The organism is Xenorhabdus thuongxuanensis (assembly GCF_001908095.1).
In the GTDB taxonomy this organism is placed as follows: domain Bacteria; phylum Pseudomonadota; class Gammaproteobacteria; order Enterobacterales; family Enterobacteriaceae; genus Xenorhabdus; species Xenorhabdus thuongxuanensis.
This window is the reverse complement of record NZ_MKGR01000022.1, coordinates 24,054-41,615: the sequence shown is the minus strand read 5'-3', so window position 1 is coordinate 41,615 and position 17,562 is coordinate 24,054. Positions and strand designations below refer to the sequence as shown.

At 42.0% G+C, this 17,562-nt stretch carries 14 protein-coding genes; 9 read left to right on the top strand and 5 right to left on the bottom strand.

Going from position 1 to position 17,562, the window contains the following annotated elements; translation table 11 throughout:
* Window positions 1-118: 118 nt before the first annotated feature.
* A complete protein-coding gene (locus tag Xentx_RS13780; protein WP_074020802.1) occupies window positions 119-634 on the top strand; it encodes a single-stranded DNA-binding protein in 516 nt (171 codons plus the stop codon).
* 111 nt (window positions 635-745) lie between these two features.
* Here the strand turns inward: Xentx_RS13780 and Xentx_RS13775 are convergent, their stop codons facing one another.
* The 4 genes from Xentx_RS13775 to Xentx_RS13760 form a co-directional block, all read right to left on the bottom strand.
* A complete protein-coding gene (locus Xentx_RS13775; protein WP_075968102.1) occupies window positions 746-1,528 on the bottom strand; it encodes an aminoglycoside adenylyltransferase family protein in 783 nt (260 codons plus the stop codon).
* Between the two features lie 195 nt (window positions 1,529-1,723).
* A complete protein-coding gene (gene glk / locus Xentx_RS13770) occupies window positions 1,724-2,692 on the bottom strand; it encodes a glucokinase (protein ID WP_074020800.1) in 969 nt (322 codons plus the stop codon).
* A 119-nt stretch (window positions 2,693-2,811) separates the two neighbouring features.
* Entirely contained in the window at window positions 2,812-3,447 is a 636-nt protein-coding gene (locus Xentx_RS13765) for an RES family NAD+ phosphorylase (RefSeq protein WP_074020799.1), read from the bottom strand.
* Complete coding sequence (locus Xentx_RS13760; RefSeq protein ID WP_244149867.1) at window positions 3,440-4,195, bottom strand: hypothetical protein; 756 nt, start codon at window positions 4,193-4,195, stop codon at window positions 3,440-3,442. The genes Xentx_RS13765 and Xentx_RS13760 overlap by 8 nt, the downstream gene beginning before the upstream one ends.
* Before the next feature lie 623 nt (window positions 4,196-4,818).
* On the opposite strand from Xentx_RS13760, the gene Xentx_RS13755 reads away from it, so the two are divergent.
* The 3 genes from Xentx_RS13755 to Xentx_RS13745 all read left to right on the top strand — a co-directional run bounded on the left by Xentx_RS13755 (window position 4,819) and on the right by Xentx_RS13745 (window position 9,030).
* Window positions 4,819-6,165: an NCS2 family permease gene (locus Xentx_RS13755; protein WP_074020797.1), complete on the top strand. Its 1,347-nt coding sequence runs from the start codon at window positions 4,819-4,821 to the stop codon at window positions 6,163-6,165.
* Window positions 6,166-6,459: 294 nt separating this feature from the next.
* Complete coding sequence (locus Xentx_RS13750; RefSeq protein ID WP_074020796.1) at window positions 6,460-8,109, top strand: Na+/H+ antiporter; 1,650 nt, start codon at window positions 6,460-6,462, stop codon at window positions 8,107-8,109.
* Window positions 8,110-8,130: 21 nt separating this feature from the next.
* Entirely contained in the window at window positions 8,131-9,030 is a 900-nt protein-coding gene (locus tag Xentx_RS13745) for a carboxylate/amino acid/amine transporter (protein ID WP_074020795.1), read from the top strand.
* On the opposite strand, the gene metR is transcribed toward Xentx_RS13745, so the two are convergent.
* Window positions 8,915-9,871 carry an HTH-type transcriptional regulator MetR gene (gene metR, locus Xentx_RS13740; RefSeq protein WP_074020794.1) on the bottom strand — a complete coding sequence of 319 codons (957 nt, stop codon included), beginning with the start codon at window positions 9,869-9,871 and terminating at the stop codon, window positions 8,915-8,917. The two genes, Xentx_RS13745 and metR, sit on opposite strands and share 116 nt — an antisense overlap.
* A 108-nt stretch (window positions 9,872-9,979) precedes the next feature.
* Between metR and metE the strand changes: the two genes are divergently transcribed.
* The 5 genes from metE (at window position 9,980) to denD (ending at window position 17,560) form a co-directional block, all read left to right on the top strand.
* The gene (gene metE / locus Xentx_RS13735; protein ID WP_074020793.1) at window positions 9,980-12,259 is read left to right on the top strand and encodes a 5-methyltetrahydropteroyltriglutamate--homocysteine S-methyltransferase; all 2,280 of its coding nucleotides are present in this window, start codon (window positions 9,980-9,982) and stop codon (window positions 12,257-12,259) included.
* Between the two features lie 845 nt (window positions 12,260-13,104).
* Complete coding sequence (gene otnK, locus Xentx_RS13730) at window positions 13,105-14,379, top strand: 3-oxo-tetronate kinase (protein WP_074020825.1); 1,275 nt, start codon at window positions 13,105-13,107, stop codon at window positions 14,377-14,379.
* A gap of 587 nt (window positions 14,380-14,966) precedes the next feature.
* A complete protein-coding gene (gene otnI, locus Xentx_RS13725) occupies window positions 14,967-15,746 on the top strand; it encodes a 2-oxo-tetronate isomerase (protein WP_074020792.1) in 780 nt (259 codons plus the stop codon).
* A 27-nt stretch (window positions 15,747-15,773) separates the two neighbouring features.
* Window positions 15,774-16,541: a DeoR/GlpR family DNA-binding transcription regulator gene (locus Xentx_RS13720; RefSeq protein WP_074020791.1), complete on the top strand. Its 768-nt coding sequence runs from the start codon at window positions 15,774-15,776 to the stop codon at window positions 16,539-16,541.
* Window positions 16,542-16,606: 65 nt separating this feature from the next.
* On the top strand, window positions 16,607-17,560 hold the full coding sequence (gene denD, locus Xentx_RS13715; RefSeq protein WP_074020790.1) for a D-erythronate dehydrogenase: 954 nt from the start codon (window positions 16,607-16,609) through the stop codon (window positions 17,558-17,560).
* Window positions 17,561-17,562: the final 2 nt, after the last annotated feature.

Genomic DNA, 17,562 nt, shown 5'->3' with positions numbered 1-17,562 from the left:
TCGCAAAGTATAATATAACGGCTCTCTGTTTAAACTTATCCCTCGCATGGTAAACTACTTTGCTTATAATTAGAGAAATCCGTTTTTAGCAAAATTCATTTCATCAGGAGTATTCCCAATGGCCAGCAGAGGCATAAACAAAGTTATTTTAGTGGGTAATTTGGGACAGGACCCAGAAGTTCGCTATATGCCGAATGGCGGTGCAGTTACCAACATTACTCTGGCAACGTCTGAGAGCTGGCGTGATAAGCAAACCGGTGAGATGAGAGAGAAAACCGAATGGCATCGTGTCGTGTTTTTCGGCAAATTGGCAGAAGTCGCTGGTGAATATCTGCGCAAAGGTTCTCAGGTTTATATCGAAGGTTCTTTGCAGACTCGCAAATGGCAGGATCAGAACGGTCAGGATCGTTACACCACGGAAGTTGTGGTCAATCCTATAGGCGGTGTCATGCAGATGCTGGGCAGCCGTAATGGCGCAGCACAGGATGCACCAGCACAAGGTGGTTGGGGGCAACCACAGCAACCACAGGCAGCTCAACAATTCAGTGGCGGTGCTCCATCTCGTCCAGCGCAGTCTCCTATGCCACAGAGCAATGAGCCGCCGATGGATTTCGATGATGATATTCCGTTCTGAGTGGACTGAAAGAGCGGCTTGATATCTGGTCAGAACCAGTCGCAATTTTACAATCTGTAGTCGTTTAAATTTGATCTGGCAATTGTTCCTTTTGTTTTGATGATTGCCAGATCAAGTCTGAGCCAATACACATAGATTTGTTAGCACACAATCGTGCAGTGAGCTTACCGTGAGCTGAAGTTCTTGCTGGCGATTTCGCCAATCTTCTTCACGTCCTCTCAAATAGTCCTCCCGCGCATCGGTTAAAACTGCGGCCTGTATGGCTGGAAGGCGAGCAGCCGCCCAATTGGCAGCAACATCCTTAGAGACAAACTCTCCAGTAACTAAAGTTCGCCACATACGAGCTAGTGTTAGCAGAACATTGCGTTCATCTCCCTGTAGTGTCTCAATTAAAGCCGGCAGGACATCTTTAATAGCACGGTAAATATCTGATCTTGGAATAGCGGGTAGAAGGCTGCTTGCGTTCGGGCCGACCAGAGGAATCGCTTCCTGTCGTGATTGAGCCAATACCAGGGTAAGTTCTGGATCACAAACCGGCTTGGGAATTTCTCCTACCTCATATTTGTGACGCAGCCACTCGCCGTAAATAAATTCGCTTCGGGCAGGATAAAGTGATGTGGAGAGGTCGGCGCACAAGAAAACAATCAGTTCAACGGGGCGACGCCCATCAGGATCAGAAGGATATCGCCCCGATATCATCATTAAATCGGCAGCCAGACATTTCCGAACCTCAGACGTCATCGGCTGGTCAATCACCACGAGCAAATCTACATCGCTGCGGGGGCGAAGACCACCAACCACAGCCGAACCATGAAGGTAAACAGCTACCAGCGATTTCGCTAATCGCTTCTGGACGATCAACAACGCCTTATTTGCTTCAGAAGGAATAGTCATTAAACAGCTCACTTATCTTGGATATAGCCAGGATAATGTTTCTGAGGATATTATCTCTTCATGCTGTTCCGTCAACCAGATTTTCCGAATACCCGAAAAATCTTACTCATAAAATACTCATGCAAAATATTGCTCAAAATTATTACCAGAAAATCAAACAAATAGCATGAGTAAATATAAATATCTCGGTTCTATTTAACTAATCGCTTTACCTAGTGATTGGCGAATATAAGATCCCGCACCCAATAACCCTGGTTTATCATGGGTAATCAGATACACAGGAATATCTTTTAAATAGTCCGTAAATCTGCCTTTGTTTTCAAACCCTTGCCGGAAACCTGATTTTTGGAAGAAATCAAGGAAACGCGGGACGATCCCACCCGCAATATAAACACCGCCAAATGCGCCAAGATTCAGAGCCAAATTCCCACCAAAACGCCCTAATGCGGTACAGAAGAGTTCTAACGCTTGTTTGCAGATAGGGCAATTTTCATTCAGCGCGCGGTCAGAAATATCGCGAGGGGTAATATCTTCGGCGACTTGACCGTTAAGTTTCATCAGAGAACGGTAAATATTCACTAAACCAGGCCCAGAAAGGACACGTTCAGCGGAGACATGACCATATTCTTCACGCAGTACGTTCAACATATGATCTTCTTCCGTACTATCTGGCGCAAAATCCACATGACCACCTTCACCAGGTAAGCTCATCCATTGGGTTCCTGTGTGAATAAGATGTGCGACACCTAACCCAGTTCCTGCACCATAAACCGCAATGGGGCGTTTAGCATAAGGTTGCTTTCCACCAATCTGAATTACATCATCTGCTCTCAGAACTGGAATAGCGAGTGAAACGGCAGTAAAATCGTTAATCACCTCAAAACGTTCCCATCCCAGTGATGTTTTCATTTGGCTAACAGAAAAACGCCAACTGTGGTTGGTCATACTGATCACATCGTCCGTCACCGGACAGGCAATAGCGATACTGCCATATTTGACTTCACAGTTCTGCTGTTTCAAATATTGGCGGATAACAATTTCAAGCGATGCATAATGTGCACAGGGATAGAATTCGACTGCGCTCAGTTGCCCAGTATCTACATCACATAATGCCAGACGTGCATTTGTACCGCCAATATCACCTACCAGGGCATAAGTTGTCATGGTTTATCTCCTTAATTCTTACAAAAATCCTAATGAATCAATCAAAAGTCGAATTGAGGGGATTTTACACAAGGTCAGGCTTAAAGGCCGCATAAAAATGTGTCGATATGGTGCAGTGATTAGATAATATCTTGATTATTATAGGTTATAAGGCCCATTTCATCTGCCAGCAAATCTATGGCTTTGATAACTGAGTTAGAAGACCAGAGTGATTTTGATTCAATAGATACTCTCAGTTGATTTTCTTTAAGCCGATCACCGAATAGCATTATCGCCTTATCACCATGTTGTTTTGATGCCCACGTTATCGCCTGAGCAGATGGATTATCGCGGTAAATTTGGCTTGCGAGTTCTTGGGTATGGGGATAACTTTCGGCTTCGGAAAGCAAAACATCTTTGGGTTCATAGCCCCACTTGCGTAATACTCGCATATTGATATCTACCGTGATGAGATCGATGTTAGGGATCAGCTGACTGTAGACAAGCGGATCTAGTTTACTCAGATCGAAGGGCAGATTATTGCTTCCTGTTGGCACGTCATGATAAATGGTTTCCATTACTGCAACGGAAATGTTCTCACCACCATAAATTGTGGGGATAGGTTCACCTTGCTCATTTTTGCAGGGGCTGAATCTGGTGTTCCCTTTTCCCGGATTAAACTCAGTGCCTTTGTATGCTTGGTGATGAATACGTTCAATTGGGTTTTGGGCTTTCCAGATCCCCATTTTGACAGATTTGCCAAAGGAATTATCCATGCCACGGCCCTTCAGCTTCCTGCCTTGCTGCATTTAATACATCATTTGGGCGGTTTATCAAAACGTCCTTCGGTTTTTCTTTTCCTAACCATGAGTTAGGTGTATTAAACCAAATTGCTATTCCCCAGGAGGTTTTTTTTCCATCAAAAACTTCAATGATATTTTTGAGGATGGGGATAGGTAATCCTCCTTCATCCAGTGCATACTGCGGGTATAAGTCTTTTCCCTTGACTGAAACAGCGAAGATTTTTTTAGCTTTTTTCCAGCGATTGGGCGTTGCACTGGGATTAAGCAACGAAAAACCCGCAGACTGGCTGAGTTCACACGCAAGGAGCCATTTTGATTCTTCAAGTATTGAATTTTTCAACGCTTCAATCCGATCTTTTCGGTTTGATGTTCTCCAGGAGTCTTTTGGGTTTTCTTCACGCAGATCATCTGAATGGACATAAAGTTCTGGATTGCTCATCTTAGGCGCAGATTTACCGGATGAAGAGCTACGTTTTATGGAGGTAGCTGTATTTAGTGCACTTAGCAGGGCAATACGGAGATCTCTGACATCAAGATCTCTGGCTGTTTCTTCAGGTAATTCAACCAATAAGAAACGATCTGCTTCGTTGGGCGGAATTTCAGTGACATGAATATGCTCAATATGTTCTTGTTGATGCGAAAGAACATCAAGAAGGGAAACGTAACCTAAGCTGAGTGTTGTTTCTTTTACTCTGCTTTTTCTTGCTACTTTAGTATTCACTCTGGACCCCTTATCTATATTTGCATAGGACGTATACCCGTTAGCTTTCGAGTTACTGTTTTATTGGTTATGTGCTTTCACCCTGTCAATGATGCGATATGACTGGGATTTGTTTCTTTGACATTGAGCTGTAACTTGGAAGCTTTGGGTATAGATATAGTTGATATGGTTTATATCAATTATATCGCAGGTTCGCACAAAATATAGACGATTGCAATATTTCCTACGGCAAAATATTCTTTTCCTCAATCAGTAGTACCACCAGAAAGTTGTGCAAAAACTGTTTAAGACACTTTATACATATCCTCTTCATTATTGAGTAAATATGCATCAATGTTAACCAGTTACCCTGTAAATATACAGAATACAGCGCAGGAATTTTATCATCTTCGATGTGATTATTGCTTGATTCTTATCCCTGATTCACTGGATAATCGTCCGCCTCAAATTTTCTCACAGTTTCTTTACTCAAAAAGCCAAACGATTGCGCAAGCGAATGGTTGAACTAATGAATGCAGCGCTGATTTTTATTATCTTGTGACGTAATCGTTTTCGTTTGAAGATGTGAAGAAATAGAACGAGCGCTTTTAAAGCGATATATTTAACAGAAGCAGGGGAAAAACATGTCTGGTATGCAGGCACCAACTCAATGCAAACTCGATAGGTATTTTAAGATTACTGAACGTGGATCGACGGTACGTCAGGAAATTCTTGCTGGATTAACGACATTTTTGGCGATGGTCTATTCCGTTATTGTGGTACCAGGGATGCTTGGGCAAGCCGGATTTCCTCATACCGCCGTGTTTATTTCTGTTTGTCTGGTGACCGGTATCGGTTCGTTATTGATGGGGTTGTGGGTTAATTTGCCAATGGCGATTGGTTGTGCGATTTCGTTGACTGCATTTACCGCATTTAGCCTGGTATTAGGGCAACAGGTAAGTATTCCCGTGGTTCTCGGTGCGGTTTTTCTGATGGGATGTTTGTTTACGTTAATTTCAGTAACGGGTGTGCGAGCGTGGATTTTGCGTAATATGCCAATGGGCATTGCACATGGAACAGGTATTGGCATCGGGTTGTTTTTATTGTTGATTGCAGCCAATGGCGTTGGTTTGGTGGTTAAGAACCCAAACGCTGGCTTGCCTGTGTCCTTTGGTTCATTGACGTCATTTCCCGTGGTAATGACATTATTGGGGCTGGCCGGAGTTATCGGTCTGGAACGGAAGAAGGTGCCGGGCGGTATCTTGCTGATGATTATCGCAATTTCTATTATCGGCTTGATTTTTGATCCAGCCGTCAAATATCAAGGATTCTTTAAGTTTCCGACATTGGGGGAAGATGGCCTGTCCTTGATGTTCAGTATGGATATTATGGGAGCTTTACAGCCTATTGTATTACCCAGTGTTTTGGCGCTGGTAATGACAGCGATATTTGATGCGACGGGGACGATCCGGGCTGTGGCGGGGCAAGCAAATTTATTGGATAAGAGAGGCCAGATTATCAATGGCGGCAAGGCACTGACAGCAGATTCTGTCAGTAGTATTTTTGCTGGGGTTATCGGTTCTTCTCCCGCAGCGGTTTATATTGAGTCTGCCGCAGGAACCGCTGCTGGTGGTAAAACGGGTTTAACAGCTTCCGTTGTCGGTATTTTATTCCTGTTGATTTTATTCCTGTCTCCTCTGTCGTATTTAGTTCCTGGCTATGCTACGGCTCCTGCCTTGATGTATGTTGGATTACTGATGCTGAGCAATGTGCGAAAGCTGAACTTTGATGATTTTGTTGATGCAATGTCAGGTTTACTGTGTGCTGTATTTATTGTGCTGACTTGTAATATCGTCACAGGTATTATGCTAGGTTTCAGTGCACTGGTTGTTGGGCGTATTTTTTCGGGTGAATGGCGTAAACTGAATATTGGTACAGTTATACTTGCCATTGTATTAGTGGTATTTTATGCCGGCAATTGGGCCATCTAATTAAAATAGGATGTGCAAACAATTGGAGTTTGCGCATCCCTTCTACATCCTTCTATGCCAATGTTAGTCATACTGTGACTGCTAGGCACATTCTAAAATGTGCTAATTTTTCAACACGCTCAAGCCGATAAGCATAAAATATAAAAATGAATCAATGCTTATTGATTCACAATGTGATTGCTTTTTGATTTTCTTTAGTAACTGTAATATTTATGGTTATTAGCGCTATTATTAACAGTAAAAAACAGTCACAATCTTTCCACTGACGGATTTTTGGCAATTTGTAAGGGTAACATGGAAATATTCTTTACTATCTTGATCTTGATTTTGGTGGTGTCAGTTTCTGGTGTTCTTACTAAAATGATTCCGTTCCGTATTCCCTTGCCGATAGTGCAAATAGCAATGGGAGCGTTGCTGGCCTGGCCTCATTTTGGTTTACACGTTACTTTCGATCCTGAACTCTTCCTCGTATTACTTATCCCTCCTTTGTTATTTGTTGATGGTTGGAAAACACCGACTAGAGAGTTTTTCCAGCATGGGCGTGAAATCGTCATTTTAGTTTTAGTATTGGTATTGGTGACGGTTATTGGCATTGGTTATCTGATTTATTGGTTATTGCCGAGTATCCCACTTATTGCTGCTTTTGCACTGGCGGCAGTATTATCTCCAACAGATGCGGTGGCATTGTCATCAATTGTTGGAAAAGGACGTATTCCTAAAAATATGATGAGCGTACTGGAAGGGGAGGCATTAATGAATGATGCTTCGGGTCTGGTGGCTCTGAAATTTGCTGTGGCAATTGCCATGGGCACGATGGTCTTTACTGTCACTGGCGCAACGATGGAGTTTTTTAAGGTTGCGATTGGTGGTTTGTTGTCGGGTATCGCTATCACATGGTTATACAGTAAATCACTGAGATTGATGAGTCGCTGGAGTGGGGATGATCCTGCAACTCAAATCATGTTTATGATGCTGTTACCGTTTGCTTCTTACATGATTGCTGAACATATCGGTGTATCAGGGATTCTGGCTGCGGTTGCCGCAGGTATGACTATCAGCAAGGCAGGAGTGATCCGCAATGCACCACTGGATATGCGTCTGCGTGCCGATAATGTATGGGGAATGCTGGCCTTTGTCTTTAATGGCCTGGTGTTTATCATGCTAGGGCTGCAATTGCCGGGCATATGGGAAACATCGGTAGCTCAAGCTGAGCTTGACCCAAATGTTGAAACCTGGATGCTGTTCGCTGCCGTTGGCGTCATTTACGTTGCGCTGGTATTACTGCGATTCAGTTGGTTATGGCTGATGAAGAATACCAGCAAAATGCTGATAAAGAAAAAACCGCTTCAGTTTGCCTCTTATACGACCCGTGAGTTGTGGTTGGCTTCATTTGCGGGTGTTCGTGGGGCAATTACGCTGGCAGGTGCTTTGTCTGTGCCATTGTTCTTGCCGGATGGTGACCCGTTCCCGGCACGTTATCAGTTAATTTTCATTGCTGCGGGTGTGATTCTGTGCTCCCTCTTTGTCGGGGTTATCGGTTTACCTTTGCTGCTACGTGGCATGAAAGTCGGAGATAAGTTGGCAGATCTCAATGAAATCAGAATGGCAAAAGCGGCAATGGCTGAAGTTGCTATTGTCAGTATGAATAAGATGGAAGAGCGTCTGTCGGCCAGCACTGAAGAAAAACTGGATGCAGAAGTTATTAGTGAAATTGCTTCTCGCGTTACTGGTTATTTACGGCGTCGTACTGCGGGAACGGATGAAATCGAGCATAACCTGATGGTTGAAGATTTAGAGCGTCGCTTCCGTTTGACGGCATTAAGGGCTGAACGAGGAGAGTTATATCACCTGCGTGCAACCCGTAAGATTAGTAATGAAACACTACAAACGTTGCTGCATGATCTTGATTTGCTAGAAGCGCTTTTAGTGGAAAAAGATCAATAAAAGGTAAAAGACCTATAAATTATGTGGCTGTTAACGATCACAACATTTTTGTGGGCCGCTTCATTTAGCCTGATTGGCGCTTATCTCGCTGGTCAGGTTGATAGCTGGTTTTCAGTTCTTGTCAGGGTAATGTTGGCAGCAATGGTTTTTTTACCATTTTTGCGCTGGCGTGGGTTATCTCTGAAAGTTATTTCACTGTATATGGCCGTCGGTGCTTGTCAGCTTGGTGTGATGTATTTGTTTGTATTTCATGCCTATCATTACCTGACTGTGGCAGAATTTTTGCTGTTTACCATTATGACGCCGCTCTATGTCACATTAGTTTATGATCTGATGGGGCGCCAGCGATTGCGCTGGGGTTATGCCTTGAGTTCTTTATTGGCAGTGGCTGGTGCAGCGATTATTCGTTATGACCGATTGAGTGAATCTTTCTGGATTGGCTTGCTGTTAGTGCAATTGGCAAATATTTTCTTTGCGATTGGTCAGGTTGGTTATAAGCGCTTGATGGAGATTTATCCGATCCCACAACGAGTGGCATTTTCATGGTTCTACTTGGGCGCTTGTGTTGTTGCAATCATTGGCTGGCTAATGTTTGGTGATCCGCAAAAATTACCAACAACTCAGCTACAGTGGGGTGTTTTGATTTGGCTGGGTGTTGGTGCGTCGGGTATTGGCTATTTTATGTGGAACTATGGTGCCACCCAAGTAGATGCCGGAACACTGGCAATTATGAATAATATGTTGGTTCCGGCGGGGTTATTGGTCAATTTCGCAATTTGGCAGCAGCACCCTAACTGGCTGAGTTTTACCATTGGAGGCAGCCTGATTGTTGCGTCACTTTGGGTACATCACCGTTGGATACTGAAACCCGTTTCACAAACGGCAAATTGTCCACCGCGTGCTGGCGCGCAGAACGAATAAAGGTATCAATAGCGGGTTGGCGCTGCTCCCCTTCTCGGTTGGCAGCGTACAATCTGCTCCATAATCCCTCTCCCAATGTTTGGGTTACAATTAACCCTTGTCTTTCGAATGTTTCCACCGCCCAGTGTGGTAATGCGGCAATACCCAATCGGGCGGCAACCATCTGAATCAGCAATAGCGTATTGTCGACAGTTTTTAATGTTGGAGTAATATCCGCAGGTTGGAGAAAACGTCGCCAGATATCCATCCGTTGGCGTTGGACCGGATAAATCAGCAAAGTTTCAGCGGCGAGATCTTGTGGACGAATATCGCGTTTATTTGCCAGTGGATGATCTGGTGCGATCACCAACTTCACTTCATAATCAAATAGTGGCGTATAGTGCAGGTTACTGTCTGCAATAATATCAGATGTCAGAACGATATCCAGCTCGCGTTTTTGCAGTGCAGGTTGAGGATCAAATGTCACACCAGATTTAAAGTCCACGTTAACCTGTGGCCAACTTTCACGAAAACGCTTAAGTGCTGGTGTCAGCCATTGAATGCAGCTATGACACTCAATGGCAATGCGTAAGTTTGTCTCTTCCGGCTCATGGCATTGACGTAAGGAAGCTGTCACCAAGGGTAAGACTTGCTCTGCCAACTTTAATAACACTTCTCCTTGAGCCGTTAGCTTCAAGGGTTGGCTTTTACGAATAAATAACTTAAATCCCAGCCGGTGTTCTAATTCACTGAACTGGTGAGAAAGAGCAGATTGCGTTTGATGCAAATAATTTGCCGCTGCTGCGAGTGAGCCACAATGGTTCAGTGCATGTAGTGTTTTTAAGTGTTTTAATTCGATCATGAAAAACCTTCAAGATGATAATGAATAATTTGCGCTTGTGGTTTATACATTACCTGTTGATTATAGAAGTGTAAACATCTAGACGGCTAAAATTTTACGGGTGACGACATGACAGTTTTGAATCATACATTAGGTTTTCCACGTATTGGATTGAAAAGAGAACTAAAAAAGGCGCAAGAAAACTATTGGGCGGGCAAAATTTCTCAACAGGAATTGCTGGAGACAGGCCGTGAATTGCGTGCACATCACTGGCAACAACAAAAAGAAGCGGGCGTTGATTTAGTCCCCGTTGGTGATTTTGCCTGGTATGACCAAGTATTGACCACAAGCCTGTTATTGGGCAATGTTCCACCGCGTCATCAAAATGAAGATGGCAAGATTGATCTGGATACACTGTTCCGTATCGCTCGTGGCCGAGCACCAACAGGTACACCTGCGGCGGCTGCGGAAATGACGAAATGGTTCAACACAAATTATCACTATATCGTGCCTGAATTTCAGGAAGGGCAGGAATTTAAGCTGGGTTGGACTCAATTATTGGACGAAGTTGATGAAGCTTTGGCACAGGGGCACAACGTAAAACCTGTTCTTTTGGGACCTGTGACCTATTTATGGCTCGGTAAGGTGAAAGGCAAAGTTTTTGATCGCTTGTCTTTATTAAAAGATATCCTGCCGGTCTACCAGCAAGTGCTGGCGGAACTGGCAAAACGTGGCATTGAATGGGTACAGATTGATGAACCGGCTCTGGTACTGGAATTACCAGAAGAGTGGCTGGCGGCATTCTCAACGGCTTATCAAACACTTGAGGGACAAGTGAAATTGTTGCTAACGACCTATTTCGATAGCATCGGCCACAATCTGGAGACAATAAAATCGCTGCCAGTGCAAGGATTGCATGTTGATTTGGTTGCAGGAAGGGATTCCCTTGAGGATTTGGATAAATCTCTGCCGGAAGATTGGTTGCTTTCATTGGGGGTAATTAACGGCCGCAATGTTTGGCGAGCCGATTTGAGTGAAAAATATCAGCTTGTTGCACCATTGGTTGGTAAGAGAAATGTGTGGATTGGCACTTCCTGTTCATTGCTTCATAGCCCCATTGACCTGAATGATGAAACTGGGTTGGATGAAGAAGTGAAAAGCTGGTTTGCCTTTGCATTGCAAAAATGTGCGGAACTTTCTTTGTTATCACAAGCATTGAATGCGCCAGAAGGCAATAAACAGGCTGAGCTGGATGCTTATAGTGCCCCAATTCGCGCCCGTCGCAGTTCCACAAGGGTGAATAATCCAGCGGTCGCTGGACGTATTGCAGCAATTAAGCCAGAGGATAGTGAACGTAATCAGGTATATCCTGAACGTGCTAAACTTCAGCGTCAACGTTATAACTTACCACTGTGGCCAACAACAACTATAGGTTCATTCCCGCAAACAACAGAAATTCGTAGCCTGCGTCTCGATTTCAAAAAGGGTCGGGTGGATAGTACGAACTACCGAGCCAATATCAGTGAGCATATCAAACAAGCGATCCAAGAGCAGGAGCGTTTGGGATTGGATGTGTTGGTACATGGTGAAGCTGAACGTAACGACATGGTGGAATATTTCGGTGAACACTTTGACGGTTATGTCTTTACCCAAAATGGTTGGGTGCAGAGTTACGGCTCCCGTTGCGTGAAACCACCGGTAATCATTGGCGATATTAGCCGTCCAGAGGCGATAACAGTAAATTGGGCGACATATGCACAATCCTTGACTGATAAGCCAGTCAAAGGCATGTTGACAGGGCCTGTGACCATTCTCTGTTGGTCATTCCCAAGGGAAGATATCAGCCGTGAAACCATCGCTAAACAGATCGCACTGGCTTTGCGTGATGAAGTTGATGATTTGCAGAAGGCAGGCATTGGCATTATCCAGATTGATGAACCTGCATTGCGTGAAGGCTTGCCATTGCGCAGAGAAGAGTGGCAGGAATATCTGGAATGGGCGGTGGATGCTTTCAAACTGAGCGCAGCAATTGCGAAAGATGATACCCAAATCCACACTCATATGTGTTATTGCGAGTTCAATGACATCATGCCGTCCATTGCAGCGCTGGATGCGGATGTGATCACCATTGAAACCTCGCGCTCGGATATGGAATTGCTGGATTCGTTCGAAGATTTCTCTTATCCGAATGAGATAGGGCCTGGTGTATATGACATTCACTCACCAAACGTCCCCAGCGTTGAATGGATTGAGGCATTGCTACGCAAAGCGGCTGATCGTATTCCGGTCGAGCGTTTGTGGGTGAACCCTGACTGTGGCTTGAAAACTCGTGGTTGGACAGAAACCAGACAAGCGTTGGCAAACATGGTTGAAGCGGCAAAACGCTTGCGCTCTTCATTAAACAGTTAAAAACAGTTAACTTAGAGTTTATTTTTTCAATTTAAACTTAATAAACTATGGAAGTACCCGCCACAGTCAATATCCTGTGGCGGATGAAAAAGTTCATATTTTTCTAGCAGTTTAAATATGCTGGAACTGCTGATTTTTTCCCACCACTCAGTAAATTGATTATTTGATCAAAAAATCCCATCGTAACTCCCTTTCATCTGTTGATGGTTTTATCTGTTTGACCAGATAAAACACTTAGATGATGGGGTGATTTTAGATTTGAGAAGTTTTTCTTATATTAATAACAATGATATGTGAAAATTATTTTTCTGGTGTTTAGTGATAAATCAATTAAATTCAAATCGTTATATTAAATTTCTTAGGTGAGAGATAAACCTTGAATGTGATATTCATCGTTTTTTTGTGAAATCAACTATGTGAAGATTAGAAAGGTAACAAATTGCCATACAACACCAGGGAATTACATAATAAGTTAATAAAACATAGATCATAGGGACTGGAAGCGATGGTAATAGAAATTGCGCAGTCCTTCTTATATCAGTAGGTATTCTAACGCAATCCTATTTGGTATAGCATCACTCTTGAATTGTTAAAACAGCTAAAGCTGGTTTTTGGTATGACATAAAGAGCCTGAAATCCTCAAAGATACTATTCTACATTCACCGAATGTCATGTATAGCATCATGACTTATAGGATAAAAAATTTATGGATATTTTCAAGAAAACGAAAAAAGTGAAATTTACTTCATAAAGGAGTATTAGATATTTTTAACGACTAGCAATCCAAGAGCAAGGTATTGGATGATTACGATGTTCAAAATAGCAAATTTACCAAAGAGGCAGCTATGACTATCAAACTTGGCGTGATTGCTGATGATTTTACTGGAGCAACTGATATAGCTAGTTTTATAGTACAAAGTGGTTGGCAGGTTACTCAGTTATTAGGGGTACCAGATGAGAATACACCTGTTCCATATGATGTAGATGCTATTGTTATTAGCCTGAAAAGTCGTTCTTGCTCTGTTAATGAGGCTGTTGAACAATCTTTGAAATCTTGTCAATGGTTACGGTTTAAGGCAGGTTGCCGACAGATATTTTTCAAGTATTGTTCTACTTTTGATTCAACTTCAGAAGGAAATATCGGACCAGTTATGGATGCCTTGATGGCTGACCTTCAAACTGATATTAGCCTGATTTGTCCAGCACTTCCTGTTAATGGACGGACAGTATTGAACGGAAATTTATTTGTTTACGGACAATTATTGAACGAAAGTGGAATGCAGTATCATCCTGTCACTCCGATGAAAGACTCTAATTTACTGCGATTGATAGAACAGCAAGCAGAAGGGATAGCGGGACTAATCGATCTTAATTGTGTGCGTCAGGGAAAAGAGGCTATCTATTATCAATTGAAATTATTACGAAAACAAGGTATTCGTTATGCGGTGGTAGATGCTGTGACTATGGAGGATTTATTGCCTATAGCCCAAGCAGTATCGGAAATGATTCTGGTGACAGGTGGCTCAGGTTTAGGGGCTGCGCTTACTTGTTACCATACAGGGCAAATATGGTCAGCATCAGCAATTGGGAATATTCCACCTACCAGAGGCAGAAAAACAATAATTCTTTCTGGAAGCTGCTCAGTTATGACGAATAAGCAAGTTATTGAATATAAAAAAATTGCGCCTGCTATATCATTGAATATAGGTGAATGTATCAATAACCCAGAATATGCCAACAAATTGATAGAGTGGATCATTCAGCAACCAGTGAATGGTCTTGCACCGATCTTATATGCGACACAACCCCCTGAGTTATTGGAAATGATTCAACAACAGTATGGTGTTATAGAGGCAAGTAATGCCGTTGAACGTTTCTTTGCTGAAATTGTGAGAAAACTGAGATATCAGGGAGTTAATACTTTCATTGTTGCAGGTGGCGAAACATCAGCTCAAGTTGTCCAGAGTTTAGGAATTAACCAATTCAGTATTGGTGCATCTATTACTCCCGGTGTTCCCTGGGTATATGATTCACATACTGATTGCTGGTTTGCACTGAAATCAGGTAATTTTGGTGAGATTGATTTCTTTCAGTATGCACAGAAGATGTACCATATATGAAAGGGTGCTATCTGGATTAGGTAGCATAGGTTTGTTCAATGTTTGGTTTATGATATCAGAGGAGAATATATGGGTAATATGGTTTATTTGCTGTTACACCAACGCATGACATCAAATTAATAGAATAAAAATTTCACATGTAAGTATTGTATATCTAGTGACAGACCTATAAAAGAAACTTCTATACATTTAACAAAATACCAAGTAAACGGGATGTTATTGTATGTTTATATTCCCGCATTTGACAATCACCTTATATATTTCTTCTGAAGATTATCTTCTTCCTATCACACTATGTTACTCCATGAGAGTGGAATATGTCTTTTCTAAGGATAGAGTCATTCTTACTTTAGAATAATAGGGTTGTTTAATAAATTGAGAGGGAGGCCACAAAATACAACTCTATTTTGTTTGAAAATCATGATCTAATTGTCAGAAGTAAAAGATTACAGCACGCTTTTTCCAACATAAATGATTGGAAGGTTTAACTAGACCTCATCTGCATTACAGAATAGTTTTACTATTCTGTAAGTAAAGAGCATACGGAGGAATTGGAGGTGTGTTATTCCAGATAATAAGGATAGTCCATGGCTAAATTTGCAGCAAATTTGAGTGTGATGTTTAACGAAGTTCCGTTTACTGAACGTTTTGAGCGGGCAGCAAAAGCTGGCTTTAAAGGTGTTGAATATCTGTTTCCTTATGAAGAATCACAGGAAGAGCTTTCCAGTTTGTTGAAAAAAAACCAATTGATACAGGTATTGTTCAATATGCCTGCTGGAGATTGGGATTCTGGTGATAGAGGAATTGCGTGTTTTCCTGGACAAGAGAAAGCTTTTGCTGATGGAGTGCATAAAGCTTTGGAATATGCACTAGCATTGGGTTGTAAACAGGTTCATGTAATGGCTGGAAAATGGGATAAACAATTTACGCAGGAACAACAACGCGAATGTTATATCACAAATCTTCAGTACGCTGCGGATGTGATGTATGAACATGGCATCAATGTATTAATTGAACCGATTAATACTCGTGATATGCCAGGCTATTTTTTGACAACACAAAATCAAGCAGAGGAGTTGTTGAAATGTATCGAGCGTCAAAATGTTTTTATCCAGCTAGATCTTTATCATTGTCAAATTATGGAAGGAGATTTGTTGAAAACAATAGAACGGTTATGGGGAAAGTTTAGTCATATTCAGATTGCCTCAGTGCCCGGACGTAATGAACCAGATAGAGGTGAAGTCAATTATTTCTGGTTGCTTAGAAAATTAGATGAGATGGGATATCAAGGTTGGTTTGGGTGTGAGTATTATCCAGAAGGTAGTACGGAAGAAGGACTTGGATGGCTAGCAAGAATCCAATCATGATTGCACGGTAATGTATCAGGAGAGATCATGACCCCCCCAGAGCGGAGAGATTTTATTTATCGTCATTTGCATGAGCATCGAACAATTTTTATTAATACATTAGTTAAATTGATGAATGTTTCGCATATGACAGTGAGGCGAGACATTCGTATTTTGGAAGAAGAGGGGAAAGCTATTAGTATCACCGGAGGTGTCCAGCTAAATGATGCTTTACGGCAAGAATTACCATGGAATGAAAAAGCACTTATTCATCATCGCCATAAACGGGCTATAGGTAAATATGCAGCCTCATTGGTGGAAGACGGACAGGTGGTCTATTTGGATGCAGGAACTACGACATTTGAAATGGCTCAGATATTGGCAGAGCGTTTTAATTTGACAATTATCACAAATGATTTTTCGATTATTCAGTATTTGATGAATAAGCCACAGCTGAATCTGTTTCATACAGGGGGGCAGGTGGATAAACGTAATTATTCTTGTGTTGGAAAGAGTGCGGCTATGGTATTGCGTACTTTGAATGTGGATATTGCATTTATTAGTACCAGTTCATGGGATCTTGAGCATGGAATTTCCACACCCCATGAAGAAAAAGTGTTAGTGAAACAGGCATTGTTAGAAATAGCCCGTAGAAAAATATTGATTTCTGATAGCAGTAAATATGGAAAATACGGCATGTTTCGTATTTGTCCTCTTTCATATTTGAGTGACATTGTGTGTGATGGACAATTACCTATATCAATACAACAACAATTACAGGAGTTAGATATGAAGCTACACGTTGTCAATATATAAGGGTAATAAAAAATATAATCTCACCTATAAAAATAGTCTTAAGAGACTATAAAGGAGTATTCTATATGAAAATAATTATTACTGGTGGTGCAGGTTTTTTGGGCCAGCAGTTAGCTTTTGCGTTGCTTAAAAATAAGTTGGACTTTAATTTTGAACAATTGGTTCTAACTGATATTCAGTGTCCTGTTTCCCCTATCAATGATTCAAGAGTGCAGTGTTTAGCGTTGGATTTGACACAAGCAAATTCGGTTGAAAAACTGATTGATGCAGAGTGTGATATTTTATTTCATTTAGCTGCTATTGTCAGTAGCCATGCAGAACAAGATTTTGATTTAGGTATGAGAGTTAATTTTGATGCAACACGAAATTTATTGGAATCTATTCGCACCAATAATCCATCACTGAAATTTATATTCACTAGTTCATTGGCTGTATTTGGAGGTGTTTTGCCAGAAACAGTAACAGATCACTATGCTGTTAATCCTCAATCCTCATACGGTACACAAAAGGCGATGTGTGAATTGATGATAAATGACTATTCTCGCAGAGGATATGTTGATGGCCGTGTTCTTAGGCTACCAACTATTAGTATCCGTCCGGGTAGACCTAATAAGGCTGCTTCTTCATTTGCCAGTGGAATTATTCGTGAGCCATTGCACGGGGAGAGTTGCATTTGCCCTGTTTCTCGTGAGCTTATATTGTGGCTTTCCAGCCCTGAAACAGTAATTCGTAATCTTATTCATGCAGCCAATATTCCAGCAGAAGAATTTTATTTTTCACGCATTGTAAATTTACCAGGAATTAGTATTACAGTGCAAGGAATGCTTGATGCACTGAAAGACTTAGCTGGACAGAAGGCCATAGAGCTTGTCCATTTTGAGCTAGATGAAAACATCAACCGAATTGTAAAAAGTTGGCCTGGAAATTTTGATATTAGTCGAAGCCTTGCCTTGGGATTTAGCACTGACAATTCATTCAGCGATGCCATTCGTACATTTATCACTAATGATACATATTGAGA